Source organism: Bradyrhizobium genosp. SA-4 str. CB756, from assembly GCF_000473125.1.
GTDB lineage: Bacteria > Pseudomonadota > Alphaproteobacteria > Rhizobiales > Xanthobacteraceae > Bradyrhizobium > Bradyrhizobium arachidis.
The window spans coordinates 150,319-163,447 of sequence record NZ_KI421499.1 but is presented as its reverse complement, the minus strand read 5'-3'; the positions used below and the strand labels follow the sequence as shown (position 1 = coordinate 163,447).

General features: G+C 64.3%; 16 protein-coding genes. 4 read left to right on the top strand and 12 right to left on the bottom strand.

Annotated elements, in window-relative coordinates; genetic code table 11:
* Positions 1-51 precede the first annotated feature (51 nt).
* From flgI to motA, 12 genes are all read right to left on the bottom strand, one after another.
* On the bottom strand, positions 52-1,182 hold the full coding sequence (flgI, locus tag BRAGE_RS0100820; protein WP_027565124.1) for a flagellar basal body P-ring protein FlgI: 1,131 nt from the start codon (positions 1,180-1,182) through the stop codon (positions 52-54).
* Positions 1,179-1,655: a flagellar basal body P-ring formation chaperone FlgA gene (flgA, locus tag BRAGE_RS0100815; protein ID WP_084335157.1), complete on the bottom strand. Its 477-nt coding sequence runs from the start codon at positions 1,653-1,655 to the stop codon at positions 1,179-1,181. Before flgA ends, flgI begins: the two co-directional genes overlap by 4 nt.
* 13 nt (positions 1,656-1,668) lie before the next feature.
* Complete coding sequence (gene flgG / locus BRAGE_RS0100810; RefSeq protein ID WP_027565126.1) at positions 1,669-2,457, bottom strand: flagellar basal-body rod protein FlgG; 789 nt, start codon at positions 2,455-2,457, stop codon at positions 1,669-1,671.
* Positions 2,458-2,475: 18 nt separating this feature from the next.
* Complete coding sequence (locus tag BRAGE_RS0100805; protein ID WP_027565127.1) at positions 2,476-2,805, bottom strand: flagellar hook-basal body complex protein FliE; 330 nt, start codon at positions 2,803-2,805, stop codon at positions 2,476-2,478.
* Between the two features lie 2 nt (positions 2,806-2,807).
* Positions 2,808-3,224 carry a flagellar basal body rod protein FlgC gene (flgC, locus tag BRAGE_RS0100800; RefSeq protein WP_027565128.1) on the bottom strand — a complete coding sequence of 139 codons (417 nt, stop codon included), beginning with the start codon at positions 3,222-3,224 and terminating at the stop codon, positions 2,808-2,810.
* 11 nt (positions 3,225-3,235) lie between these two features.
* Positions 3,236-3,637, bottom strand: a complete 402-nt coding sequence (flgB, locus tag BRAGE_RS0100795) for a flagellar basal body rod protein FlgB (RefSeq protein WP_035729250.1) — start codon at positions 3,635-3,637, stop codon at positions 3,236-3,238.
* Between the two features lie 64 nt (positions 3,638-3,701).
* Positions 3,702-4,787, bottom strand: coding sequence for a flagellar biosynthesis protein FlhB (gene flhB, locus BRAGE_RS0100790; RefSeq protein WP_027565130.1), 1,086 nt, complete (start codon positions 4,785-4,787; stop codon positions 3,702-3,704).
* A 13-nt stretch (positions 4,788-4,800) separates the two neighbouring features.
* A complete protein-coding gene (locus tag BRAGE_RS0100785) occupies positions 4,801-5,835 on the bottom strand; it encodes a flagellar motor switch protein FliG (protein WP_027565131.1) in 1,035 nt (344 codons plus the stop codon).
* Between the two features lie 2 nt (positions 5,836-5,837).
* Positions 5,838-6,212 carry a flagellar motor switch protein FliN gene (gene fliN / locus BRAGE_RS0100780; protein ID WP_027565132.1) on the bottom strand — a complete coding sequence of 125 codons (375 nt, stop codon included), beginning with the start codon at positions 6,210-6,212 and terminating at the stop codon, positions 5,838-5,840.
* 76 nt (positions 6,213-6,288) lie between these two features.
* Positions 6,289-6,597 (bottom strand): hypothetical protein, encoded by a 309-nt coding sequence (locus BRAGE_RS0100775; RefSeq protein WP_027565133.1) that lies wholly within the window; start codon positions 6,595-6,597, stop codon positions 6,289-6,291.
* Positions 6,578-7,519 (bottom strand): flagellar motor switch protein FliM, encoded by a 942-nt coding sequence (locus tag BRAGE_RS0100770; RefSeq protein WP_027565134.1) that lies wholly within the window; start codon positions 7,517-7,519, stop codon positions 6,578-6,580. The genes BRAGE_RS0100775 and BRAGE_RS0100770 overlap by 20 nt, the downstream gene beginning before the upstream one ends.
* Positions 7,516-8,412: a flagellar motor stator protein MotA gene (gene motA, locus BRAGE_RS0100765; RefSeq protein WP_027565135.1), complete on the bottom strand. Its 897-nt coding sequence runs from the start codon at positions 8,410-8,412 to the stop codon at positions 7,516-7,518. Before motA ends, BRAGE_RS0100770 begins: the two co-directional genes overlap by 4 nt.
* Before the next feature lie 142 nt (positions 8,413-8,554).
* Between motA and BRAGE_RS0100760 the strand changes: the two genes are divergently transcribed.
* The 4 genes from BRAGE_RS0100760 to BRAGE_RS0100745 all read left to right on the top strand — a co-directional run bounded on the left by BRAGE_RS0100760 (position 8,555) and on the right by BRAGE_RS0100745 (position 12,985).
* Complete coding sequence (locus tag BRAGE_RS0100760) at positions 8,555-9,343, top strand: DUF1217 domain-containing protein (RefSeq protein WP_027565136.1); 789 nt, start codon at positions 8,555-8,557, stop codon at positions 9,341-9,343.
* Positions 9,344-9,346: 3 nt separating this feature from the next.
* Positions 9,347-10,075: a flagellar basal-body rod protein FlgF gene (flgF, locus tag BRAGE_RS0100755; RefSeq protein WP_027565137.1), complete on the top strand. Its 729-nt coding sequence runs from the start codon at positions 9,347-9,349 to the stop codon at positions 10,073-10,075.
* A 48-nt stretch (positions 10,076-10,123) separates the two neighbouring features.
* Positions 10,124-11,449 (top strand): flagellar protein export ATPase FliI, encoded by a 1,326-nt coding sequence (gene fliI / locus BRAGE_RS0100750; protein WP_027565138.1) that lies wholly within the window; start codon positions 10,124-10,126, stop codon positions 11,447-11,449.
* A gap of 891 nt (positions 11,450-12,340) precedes the next feature.
* Positions 12,341-12,985, top strand: coding sequence for a MarR family winged helix-turn-helix transcriptional regulator (locus BRAGE_RS0100745; protein ID WP_027565139.1), 645 nt, complete (start codon positions 12,341-12,343; stop codon positions 12,983-12,985).
* Positions 12,986-13,129: the final 144 nt, after the last annotated feature.

Genomic DNA, 13,129 nt, shown 5'->3' with positions numbered 1-13,129 from the left:
CTCGGTCGAGACCTGAGCATTGAGCGACCAAGCTTGCACGACGCTTGTGCATCATTGCACGATGACGTCAGCCTGGAGCGCACCGGCGGTCTTGATGGCCTGGAGGATCGCGATGATGCCGGACGGCTTCAGGCCGATCTGGTTCAGGCCGCGCACCAGACGTTGGAGATCGACGCCACTGAGGATCGCCACCTGCGATCCGGCTTCATTGGCCTCGACGATGGTCTGGGGCACGACGACGGTCTGCCCTTGCGAGAACGGCGCCGGCTGCGACACCACCGGAAGCTCGGTGACACGAACCGTCAGATTGCCGTGCGTCACGGCGACGGTCGAAATGCGCACGTCACGTCCGATCACCACCGTGCCGGTACGCTCGTTGATCACCACCCGCGCCGGGGTATCAGGCTCGACCGTCAGCTCACCGACTTCCGCGAGAAAGCGGACCGGCCCGACATAGCGAGGCTTCGACAGCACGATCGTGCGATAATCGCGCTCGAAGGCGATCTGCGCCCGATAGCGGCCGCCGGCGTAGCGGTTGATGGCGTCGAGGATGCGCGTCGCGGTGACGAAATCGGGGTTCTTGAGCTCCAGCACCAGGAATTCCATCTCGTGGAGACTTCCCTGCACCTCGCGCTCGACCAGCGCGCCGTTCGGAATGCGTCCCGCGGTCGGCGTGCCCTGGCTGACGTTCTGCGCCTGGCCTCCGACACTGTAGCCGGCGACCGTGACCGCGCCTTGCGCCACCGCATAGACCGCGCCGTCGGCCGCACGCAGCGACGTCATCACCAGCGTGCCGCCGAGCAGCGAGGTCGCATCGCCGAGCGACGACACCGTCACATCCATGCGCTCGCCGGGCCCGATCGAGGGCTGCAGATCCGCGGTCACCATCACGGCGGCGACGTTACGCGTGCGCAGCGTGGTCGGACGCGGCGGATTGTTGGTGCTGGTGGTCTCGTTCCTGACGTTGATGCCCATGTTCTCGAGCATCGATTGCAGGGACTGCTCCGTGAACGGCGCGTTGCGGAGCGTGTCGCCGGTGCCGTTCAGGCCGATAACGAGGCCGTAGCCGACGATCTGATTTTCGCGCAGTCCCTTGATGTCCGCGATGTCCTTGATGCGGACGGCGGCCTGGGCGCTGGCGGTGGAGAGGAGCAGGACGAGCGTAAGCAGGAACCTGGTCATGACCCGTCCATGACCTTGACGGTGCCGTCCGGCTGGACGATGCCCCTGATGATCACGCCGGTATCGGTGTTGCGCACCGGGATGAGCGCGCCGGGCGCGCCCTGCTGCATCGCCGAGCCGTAAGTGACGATCGACAGGCCGCTGTCCTCGACCACGACCTTGACCATGGCGCCGCGTGCGACGGTCCAGGGCTCTTCGACCGAGTTGGTCGGGATCGGCTGGCCCGGCAGCAAGTTGCGCCGCGCCATCCGGCCGACCAGGACCTGGCGTCCTTCGATGAACATGGCAACGCCAAGCACGTTCGGCGCGAAGACGCGCTCCGTGATCATGTCGTCCCGGATCAGCTCGCCGGCGCGGATCGACACGGCCGGCACGGGAAGCCGCTTCTCCTCGGCCACGGCGACGCGCGCCGAAACCAGAACCAGCAGCACGGCGGCCAACCCGCGCACGATCAGGCCCACCCAGTTCAACATGGAGACACCGGAACTAGCGAAGGCCCTTCGATACCGTCGAGGCCATTTCATCCGAGGCCTGGATGACCTTGGCATTCATCTCGTAGGCGCGCTGCGCCGAGATCAACTCGGTGATCTCCTTGACCGGATCGACGTTCGAGGCTTCGAGATATTGCTGGTTGATCTTGCCGTAGCCGGAATCGCCCGGCAGGCCGACGACGGGCGTACCTGACGCCGTCGTCTCACGATAGAGATTGCTGCCGAGCGGCTCGAGGCCGGCTTCGTTGGCGAAATTGGCGAGGTTGAGCTGGCCGATCTGCCGCGGGTTGATTTCGGTGTCGAGCTTGGCAAACACCTGTCCGGTCTGGTTGACCGTGACCTGGACCGTTCCCTGCGGCACCGTGATCGCGGGGTCCAGCAGGTAGCCGTCGATGGTGACGAGCTGGCCGTTGGCATTGGTGTTGAACGAGCCCGCACGGGTGTATTGCACCTCGTTGTTTGGACCCAGCACCTGAAACCAGCCGCGGCCGTTGATGGCGAGATCGTAGGGGTTGCCCGTCTGCGTCAACGCGCCCTGGATGTGCAGCTTCCGGATCGCCGCCGACTTGACGCCGAGGCCGAGATTGGCGCCTTCCGGGATCGGCGAGGAGCCGTTGACGTTCGCGACGCCCTGCATGCGGTCCATCTGGTAGAACAGATCGGTGAATTCCGCGCGCGCCCGCTTGTACGAGGTCGAGTTGATGTTGGCGATGTTGTTCGCGATGACTTCGATGTTGGTCTGCTGGGCGTTCATGCCCGTGGCCGCAATGGCGAGCGATTTCACGATCGTCACTCCCTCAGATCAAATCGACATCCGAACGACTTCTTGGTAGGCCTGCACGACCTTGTCGCGGACCGCGACCGCCGTCTGCATGGCCTGCTCGGCCGACATCAGCGCCTCGACGACCTTCCGCGTCGACTCCTTGCCCTGCATCGCCGAGATCGACGCCGCCTCGCCCGCCTTCAGCGTGCCGATCGCGTCCGTCGTCACCTGCTTCATCACCGACTCGAAGCCGAGATCGTCGGTGGACTGGATCGCGCTCGGCGCCGACGGCGCGACGGCCTGTGTCTCCGTCGCGCGGGACGCGGCCTGCCCAGCGGAGATCGCGGTGGATGAAATCGCCTCAAGCATTGTCAGCTCCTCAGAAGGTCGATGGTCATGCCGAGCATCGAGCGCACCTGCTTCACGACCTGGAGATTGGCTTCATACGACCGGTTGACTTCCCGCATGTCGGCCATCTCGATCATCATGTTGACGTTCGGCAGCTTGACGTAGCCGGCCTTGTCGGCGGCGGGATGGCCCGGATCGTACTCGACGCGATAAGGCGTGGTGTCGACCCCGATCTCCTTGATCTTCGCAAGCTGGGCACCGGAGGCGCGGTCCATCGCGGCATCGAAGGTGATGGTCTTGCGCTGATACGGATCGGCGCCGGCGGTGCGGCCGGTAGCCGTGGCGTTGGCGAGGTTTTCAGAGACGATGCGCATGCGCGTCGACTGCGCTTCGAGCCCGGAGCTCGCGACCGTCAGAGAGGCACTCAGTGCGTCCAGCATATCAATTCACCTCAGGTCTTCGCGCTCGACAGCAGCATGCGGTGGAACGAGCGCACGACGGCCGCGTTCATCGAGTAGTCGCGATTGACGTCGTTGCCCTTGATCATTTCCTGCTCGAGGCTGACCGAGTTGCCGGAGTGGACCACTTCCCAGCTATCCTTCTTGGCGGTCGCGCGCGTGTCGGTCTCGGCCGCAGACAGCTGCATGTGCGACGGCGATGTCGTCGCAAGCCTGACCGGCATCGTGTCGAGCACCTTGTTGAAGGGCTCGACGTCGCGCGCCTTGAAGCCCGGCGTGTTGGCATTGGCGACGTTGGTCGCGATGGTCTGCTGGCGGAGCTCAAGGTAACGCGCCTGCGACGATGCGAGTTCGAAGAGATAAAGCGGTCCCACGACAGCCCCATTCTGGTCCATTCGGGAGAACCCTAGGGCGTTAAGCTTTCGTCAAGCTGTTGCGCGAAGCGCCATCCTCGGAAATCTACTGGACCTTCTCGGGCCGCGGCGCCTGCTTCGACTGCAGGAAGTAGATGATCTCGGCGACGGGCCGGAAGAACTCCGCCGGGATCACCTGATCGACCTGCACCGCCTCGTAGAGCGCGCGCGCCAGCGCCTTGTTCTCGATCACCGGAATCCGGTTCTGCTCGGCGACTTCGCGGATCTTCAGCGCGATCACGTCCATGCCCTTGGCCACGACCAGGGGCGCCGCGTTCTCCTCGCGCTTGTAGCGCAGCGCGATCGCAAAATGCGTCGGGTTCGCGATCACGAGCGTCGCGCGCGCCGCCGAAGCGATCATGCGCTGCCGCGAGCGATCACGCGCCAGCGAGCGCAGGCGGGCCTTGATCAGCGGATCGCCCTCCGCCTGCTTGTGCTCGTCCTTGATCTCCTGCTTGGTCATGCGCAGCTCGCGCCGCCAATGGAAGCGCGCCCAGGCGAGATCGATCGCGACCAGGACGATGGTGGCGATGCAGATCGCCGAGACGATCCGCATCGCGATGCTGAGGATCATCTCCGGCAGTGCGACCGGATCGGTGTACATCGCCTCGAAGGCTTTCGCTTCGGACGAGCGCAGCACGAAGGCGACGACGGCGCTCACCGAGGCGAGCTTGAACATCGACTTGGCGAACTCGACGAGGCCCTGCGTTCCGAACAGCCGCTTCCAGCCGTTCAGCGGAGAAATCCTCGAAAGGTCCGGCATGATGCGCTGGAGCACCAGGTTGGGCGCATTCTGCAGCAGCTGCGCCGCCAGCCCGAACACGGCGAAGATGACGAGCAACGGCGTCAGGAAGCGCAGCGCCTCGAGCCCCACGACGGTAAGCAGGTTCAGCGCATCAGCCGGCGCACCGAGCGGGAATCCGTCGGGGTCGTCGAGAAGACCCTTCAAGGTCAGCGTTATTTGCTGCACGCCCCGGCCGATCAGGAACGTGAGGATCACCATCAACGCGGCCATCGAGGCGAAGATGGGCGCCTCCCGAGAGACCGGAATGTTGCCCTGCTCGAGCGCATCGCGGACTTTCTTCTCGGTCGGCTCTTCTGTCTTGCTGTCCTGATCGGATGTTTCTGCCATGCCCGTTCAGCGGTCAGCGGAAGACCAGCTCATCCTCCTGGTCGGGGTTGAGCTCGATTTCGCCCTTCTCCGCGAGGTCGAGTGCGAGATCGGTGATGACGCGGCGCGCCTCCAGCACGTCGCGCTGGTTCGACGGCTCGCCGATGGCAAGTTCGCTCTCGACGACACGGCGAACGCGCGAGGCAACCGCGGACAGGATGGTTTCGCGGAAATGCTTGTCGGTGCCCTTCAGTGCGACGACGATGCGATCGGTCGGCACCTGATCGAAGATCATGGTGCGCGCCTTCGGGGCCAGATTGATGACGTCGTCGAAGGTGAACAGCAGCTCCTTCAGCACTTCGGCCGACTTCGGCCGCTTCTCCGACAGGCTCTTCAGCATGTCCTCGATGTGGCCGCGCTCCATCTTGTTGATGATGTCGGCGACGCGGGCATAGGTATCCGCGCCGAGGTTGCGGGCGAAATTCAGCGTCAGATCCTCGTGCAGCGTCTTCTCGAGAACCTTCATCGCGTCGTCGACGATCGGCTTGAGACTGAGCACGCGCCGCATCAGCTCGTTGCGCAGGCTCGACGGCAGCTGGCTCATCACCTTGGCAGCGCAGGACGGCTTGACCTTGGACAGGATCAGCGCCGCGGTCTGCGGATGCTCCTTGGAGAGGTAGGTTGCCAGCGAATTTTCCGACACCGACGAGACCCGGTCCCACACCGAGCGGCTCGAATTGCCGAGCAGGTCCGACATGATCGCCGTGACCTGGTCGGCCGGAAGCACGTCGCCGAGCACGGCCTCGAGCCCGCCGAGCGTGCCGAGGATGTTGGCGCCCATCGAGAACTGCTGGGCGAACTCCTCGACGATCCCCTCGAGCTCCTGCGCGGTGATCGGCCGCAACTCCGCCGCGGCCTTGGTGACGATGCGGATATCCTGCGGCTCGAACTGCGCGAGCACGCTCGCGGCCGCCTGCCGCCCCATGGCCAGCAGCAGCGCTGCGACCTTTTCCGTTCCACCCAGCGTGGCAACGCCTCGCTGCTTGATGGGAGCGACCTGTGCCGCCATGGTCAGGTATCACCCTGCCCCAGCGGTCCGACGATCTCCGTGAGCGAGACGCCGAAGCGAGAGTTATCCTCTTCGACGACGACCACCTCGCCGCGGGCGACGATGCGGCCGTTGACGACGACATCGACGGGCTCGCCGACCCGGTGGTCGAGCGGGACCACCGCGCCGCGGCCGAGCTTCATCAGGTTCGCGACCGGAATGGTCGCCGAGCCGAGCACCACCTGCATGGTGACGGGAATCCGCATGATGGCATCGACGTTGGCGAACTTGCCGGTCTCCTCCGCCGTGCGCGCGGCAATCTCGGCCAGCCGCTCCAGCGGAGACGCCTCGGTCTCGTCAGATGCAGATGCAGACTCATAGTCGAAGGATTGCGCCATGTGGTATCGCCTCTTGGTAGTTCCGCCCCCGGAGCGCCGCGACGTTCCGGTCGTATGTGTTCAGCCTGCTCCGGCTTCAATGTTTGTTCACGTCGGCGCCGCCTGTGGCGGACGCGAGCCCGCTCCTCGCATCGAGTGCCGCAATCGCCTCGTGAGCCTGATCGATCTTCGTGCTCAGCACGTTGGCGAGCCGTCCGAGATTCGCCGTGGAATCGTGCGCAGCGGTGATGACGGTGTCGAAGGCGCCCGCCGTCTCGTGGACGATGGTCGAGAACTCGCCCTGGTAGCTGCGCAAGCGCGCCAGCTCGCGGTGCATCCGGGTCACCCGCATGCTGGTGAAGGCGAGCGCAATCAAGAGCACGGCATCAACGAGATAGGATATCATCGACGAACTCCCGTTTCTGATCGACGGGATCGGACACCTGCATGGCATAATAGCCATCGAGCTGGCCGATCTGACACCAGAACAGCACCTGGTTGTTGCTTTCGAGACGGGCCAGCGTGCGCGGCGTGGCTTCGAGCTCGAGCACCTGGCCGACGTGGAACTTCACGACATCGTCGAGGGTTATCATCTTCTCGTCGAGCACGGCGGTCAACGTCACTTCGGTCTTGTTGACCTCGCTCTCCATCTGCTCGCGCCAACGCGGATCCGACGCACGGCCGTCGCTGACGACGACATGGGCGAGCTTCTGGCGCAGCGGGTTGAGCGCAGAGTGCGGAATGATCAGGAACATCTGGCCGCCGCGATAGAGCGCCTGCACCATCATGTTCGCGCAGATCGACATGTTGCTGCTGCGGCCGATCGCCAGCGACGCCATCGCCGTCTCGACCCGCTCGACACGGAAGGTGACGTTGGACGTGCCGGCAAAGGCGCCCTGCAGCGCCTTGGCGAACCGCTCGAACAGCGCCTGGACCAGGCGGATCTCGATGTTCGAGAAGGTGCGCTCGACATCGAGCGGCGGCTCGGCCCCGTCGGAGCCGAACATCGCCTCGACCATCGTGAACACGAAGTCGCGGTCCAGCATGATGATGACGCGCGAATCCCACTGCTCGGCATAGAGCACGGCGGCGACCGCGTTGCCCTCGTAGTCCTTGATGATGTCGCCGAGGGGGTCGTTGGTGATGCCATTGACCGAGAAATAGCACGGCGTGCCGGCCATCGGCTGCAGGCTGTCGGTGCACGATGCCGCCATGCGATCGAAGATCACATTGAGCATCGGCATGCGTTCGATCGAGATACCCGCCGCATCGAGCAGGTAGTTCGGCAGCTGCTTCCGCTGATCGACCTCGACGTCTTCCATCGTCATGCGCGGGCCGCCTTCGGTTCAGCCTCGGTCGGGACCGCCTTGGGGCCGGCGATCGTCTCGTTCTCGACGACGTCGATCGACGGACGCTCGTTGCTCGAGATCATCTTGCGGCCGTGCTCGACGGCGATCTGCGGCATGGCGCCGTTCATGAAGGCCAGCAGCGTCTGCTTGACGATGATGTAGGGCCGGCACTTCTTCTCGCGCGTCATCTTGATCTTGATCGCGAAGGGCGAAAGCACACCGTAGGAAATGAAGATGCCTGCGAAGGTACCGACCAGGGCCGCGCCGATGAAGCCGCCGAGCAGCTTCGGCGACTGGTCGAGCGCGCCCATCGCCTTGATGACGCCGAGCACCGCGGCGACGATGCCGAGCGCCGGCATCGCCTCGGAAACCGTCACCAGCGCATGGTAGGGTGCCAGCTTGCTCTTCACGATGGTGTGGATCTCCTCGTCCATCAGCGCTTCGATCTCGTGGGTGCGCGCGTTGCCCATGATGATGAGACGGACATAGTCGCAGATGAACTGGAGCAGCGAGGGGTCGCCGAGCACGCTCGGGAACGCCTTGAAGATCTCGGAAGACGAGGGGTCGTCGATATGGGCTTCCACCTCGTTGCGGCCCTTGCCCCGCAGCTCGCGCATCAGGGCGTGCAGCGCCCCGAGCAGGTCGAGGTAATAGCGCTGTCCCGGCACGGCGTTGGTGACGGCCTGCATGCAGGCGACCCCAGTGTCGATGACCGTCTTCCACGGATTGGCCAGGATGAAGGTGCCGACCGCGGTGCCTATGATGATCACGAATTCCCACGGCTGCATGAGCACGGCCAGATGCCCGCCCATGGCGGCAAAGCCGCCGAGCAGCGCCGCTACCGTGATGAAAATCCCCACGAAACTGCCCAACACGCCGCTCCATCGCCGATCCCACTGGGAATATCTAGTCGGCGACGCTTGCGCGAAGCTGGCTTGCCGCATCGCCAGCCCCGCGCAAGCAATTGACGGCAGCTTGGGACACGCCGCAACAGCGGCCAGAGGGGCGCGGGCCATGCTATCCACCATCGCGGACTACACCAGACTGACCACGGACATGAGCAAGTCGATGACGCAGGTCGCGACGCAGCCCGATGTCAGCCGCGATACCGATTACTTCCTCAGCCATATCGGCAACGTGAAGACGATCGACGACTTCCTGAACGACTACCGCCTCTATTCCTACGCGATGAAGGCCTATGGCCTCAGCGACATGACCTACGCCAAGGCGTTCATGCGCAAGGTGCTGACTGAGGGTGTCTCGGACCAGGACGCTTTCGCCAACAAGCTCTCCGACACCCGCTACCGGCAGTTCGCCACCGCCTTCAATTTCGCCGCCCTCGGTGATCAGGCGACCTCGACCACCGCGGCGACGACCGGCACGGCGACCCAATACGTCACGCAGACGCTGGAGGAGAACGCCGGCAACCAGAACGAGGGCCTGCGGCTCGCACTCTATTTCACCCGTAAAGCCTCCACGATCACGAACGCCTATCAGATCCTCGCCGACAAGGCGCTGACCCAGGTGGTCCAGACCGCCATGGGCTGGTCGTCGACAATCAGCTCGTCCGACATCGACGCCCAGGCCAAGATGATCACGGACAAGATCGATCTCACCGATTTCCAGGACCCGACCAAGGTCACAAAATTCGTGCAGCGCTTTGCCGCGATGTGGGATGCGACCCAGGCCCAGAGCGACAATTCGACCAATCCCGCGCTGGTGCTGATCGCCGGCGCCTCGACATCGGTGAGCCTGGATACCGACATGCTCACGACGCTTCAGAACATTCGCTTCAACAGGTAAGTCATGCAATCGGCTCTCTATGTGGGATTGTCGGCGCAGGTCGCGCTCGAAAAGCGCCTCCAGACCATCGCCAACAACGTCGCCAACGTGAACACGGCGGCGTTCCGCACCGACGTGGTGAAGTTCGAGACGGTGCTGTCCAAGGCCGGCGCGAACCCGGTGGCCTTCTCCTCGCCCGGCGACAACATCATCTCGCGCGAGCAAGGCAGCATCACCGAAAGCGGCAACCCGCTCGACGTCGCCGTGGTCGGCCAGGGCTGGATCGCCTTCGCCGGCCCGAACGGCACGGTCTATACCCGCGACGGCCGCCTCCAGATCGCTCCCAACGGCGATCTTCAGACGGTGGCCGGCTTCCCGGTGATCGATGCCGGCGGCGCGCAGATCACGCTCGACCCGAACGGCGGACCGATCTCGATCGCGCGCAGCGGCGCGATCACCCAGGACAACAACGAGATCGGCACCATCGGCCTGTTCAACATCCCCGCCGATGCCAACCTCGAGCGCTACGGCAATTCCGGCGTCACGCCCGACCGGCCCGCGACCGCCATCGCCGATTTCTCCCGCGACGGCTTCAAGCAGGGCTATGTCGAAGGCTCCGGCGCCAATCCGATGATGGAATTGACGAAGCTGATCGCGGCTTCGCGCGCCTTCGACGGCACCAATTCGATGATCGAGGGCACCGAGAGCTCGCTCCAGAATGCAATCCGGACGCTGGGCGAGCCGGGCAAATAGACCTGCAAGTAGTTTGCGCCGCGTGCGCATTGATGGTGGACGATTTCCTTGAACGCTCTTCGGCAACTCGAGTGGGCGCTGCTGGAGCTTCAGCAGAGCACTCCCCTGGCCAGCGTCAGCGGCGCGATCTCCGAGATCGCGCCGACGCATTTCCGTGTCTCCGGCCTGTCGCGCTTCGTCAGGCTCGGTGAACTCATCGGCGTCAATTCCGGCGGCAAGCCGCAGATCGGCGAGGTGGTGCGGATCGACAGCGATGGCATCATCGCCAAGCCGTTCGACCGGCAATTTGCCGGCGGCCTCGGCTCCGTCGCCTATCGGATGCCGCCCTTGTCCTTCGCGCCCGATCCGAGCTGGAAGGGCCGCGTCATCAACGCGCTTGGCGCCCCGCTGGATGGGCAGGGCCCGCTCACGCCGGGGTCGCGGGCCGTCTCGGCCGAGGCCGAGGCGCCATCGGCCATGAAGCGCGCGCGCGTGCACAAGCCGCTGCGCACCGGCGTGCGCGTCATCGACCTGTTCGCCCCGATCTGCGCCGGCCAGCGCGTCGGCATCTTCGCCGGCTCCGGCGTCGGCAAGTCGACGCTGCTTGCGATGCTCGCCCGCAGCCAGGGCTTCGACACCGTTGTGCTGGCGCTCGTCGGCGAGCGCGGCCGTGAGGTGCGCGAATTCATCGAGGACGTGCTCGGCACCAACCGCAACCGCGCCGTCACCATCGTATCGACGGGAGATGAAAGCCCGATGATGCGGCGGCTGGCGCCGAAGACGGCCATGGCGGTCGCCGAATATTTCCGCGACCGGGGCGAATCGGTGCTGCTCGTGGTCGATTCGATCACCCGTTTCGCCCACGCCGCCCGCGAGGTCGCGCTGGCCGCCGGCGAGCCCGCGGTCGCGCGCGGCTATGCACCGACTGTTTTCACCGACCTGCCGCGCCTGCTGGAGCGCGCCGGGCCCGGCGAGGAGGGATCCGGTTCGATCACCGGCATTTTCTCCGTGCTGGTCGACGGCGACGATCACAACGAGCCGATCGCCGACACCATCCGCGGCACGCTCGACGGCCACATCGTGCTCTCCAGGCACATCGCCGACCAGGCGCGCTATCCGGCCGTGGACGTGCTAGCCTCGGTCTCGCGCCTCGCCCACAACGTCTGGGACCCCGAAGAGCGCGAATTGGTGAGCAAGCTGCGCACCATGATCGCCAAATACGAGGACACGCGCGACCTCCGCCTGATGGGCGGCTATCAGTCGGGACGTGATTCGGGCCTTGACCAGGCCATCGACATGGTACCGAGGATCTACAGCGCCATGCGGCAAGACGCCTCGGCTCCGCCGAGCGCCGACCCGTTCCGCGAGCTCCGGGACATGCTCCGGGGCGACTGAAGCATTTTCGGTTCTGATTGAGTCAGAACCGAAGCTCTAGTTTCTTGTTTTTGACGCGCTTTCTCGACGCGCTGCTCGTCACACCGGCCCTGCTCATTATCGCGACAGTCGATCATGTACGCTGCCGACGCATATGCATGCGCATCGCCAACATTCCCGCCACAAGCATGTCATCCGTTCGGTCGAGATTCGCGCGACCGGGATGAAAGGGATCCAACCGGTCCATTTTGCGGGCATTACGGTAACAACCGCTGCGTGCAATCCCTGCGAGTTCCATTGGCGATTCCCTGACGGATCGCACAAGTTGTGGACGGCGCGCCGATGCGCATCGTCGCCATGCACAAGCTTCGACCACGCTGCATCGACGACAGACAGCAATATGCGTGCAATCAAACCATCGTATATTTGCTCGAAAGGCACTTGTTATGCTGCATATTACGATCACCATCATGTGTCCCGAAGAACAAGATTGTCTTGAACGTGACAATTGCTTCGAGCGACATCCAGTCTCCTAGAGTGACTTGACTTGATTTTGTTGAGAAGCTCATTCATCGTTTCGGTGAACATAAAGAAACGTCTGCGTGTGACTTGAACTTCAGGGGCTTCGGTTGAACAACTCCGATCCATCGTCCGCCAGTGACGGCAACTCGGGCTTTCGTTCGACGACGCCACGATTGGCATACCATCGGCGACGCCGCGTCTCGCGTCGCGGCTTGCAGTGCCCGTCAGTCCAAGTCGGGTACCGAGCAGTCCGTGCTTTCGTGCGGACATCGGGCAAGGCGTGCGAGTCGGACATTGCGGGTCATACGGCCTCCCGCAAACGATTCGCGTGCTACGGCGGAATGCGGCTCCGGGGCGCCGCAAAAGAGATTCCCGGGGCGAGGTAAATCCATGCCGTTGGCACGTGAGGCTGTCGAGCTGCTGGTCCAGGCGGCGAGAGCTTGGTATTTCGAGGGCAATCAGCACGGGTTGCGCGATCGGGAATGGATGGCGCTGCGCTTTCTCGGCCGTGCCAACAGGTTTTCGCGCACCCCCTCCGCGCTCGCCGGCTTCATCGGCGCCACCAGGGCGACTGCATCGCAGATCGTGAAGACGCTGGAGGGCAGGTCCTTCCTGGTGCGAAAGCCCTCGCACGAGGACAAACGCTCCGTCGTGCTCCACGTCACTGCGCAAGGCGAGAAAGTCCTGAACCAGCATGACCCGATCAATCATGTGGTGAATGCGGTCACTGCACTCGGCACCGAGGAGTGCCTCCGCTTGCGCGACTCGCTCCGCGAGATCCTCAATCATCTCGACGCGGCCCATCAGCGGCTCGACGCCAGCATCTGCCGCGACTGCATGTTCCTCGCCGAACGCAGCCCCGGCCACGCCGGCACCGGCAAGGGACGCGCAACGGCCGAGTTCATGTGCCGGTTGTATCGGGCCCCGATCTCGCTCGAGGAGACAGAGCTGCTCTGCACCAGTTTCGAGCGCACCCGCGATCGTCCGAAGATCGAGGAACATCTCGACCGCGCGCGCGTGGCGAGCCAGGGATGAGACGCGCATCGTCTTCCGGACAACAGAGCGTGCAGTCGGGCTGTCGCCCTCCGCGGCGCGATGCGCCGCAGAGCGTGCACCTCAGGGTGACGGGGATAGATTGGCGCTGGTTGCAGCGGTGCCGTAGGTTGGGCAAAGGCGCAA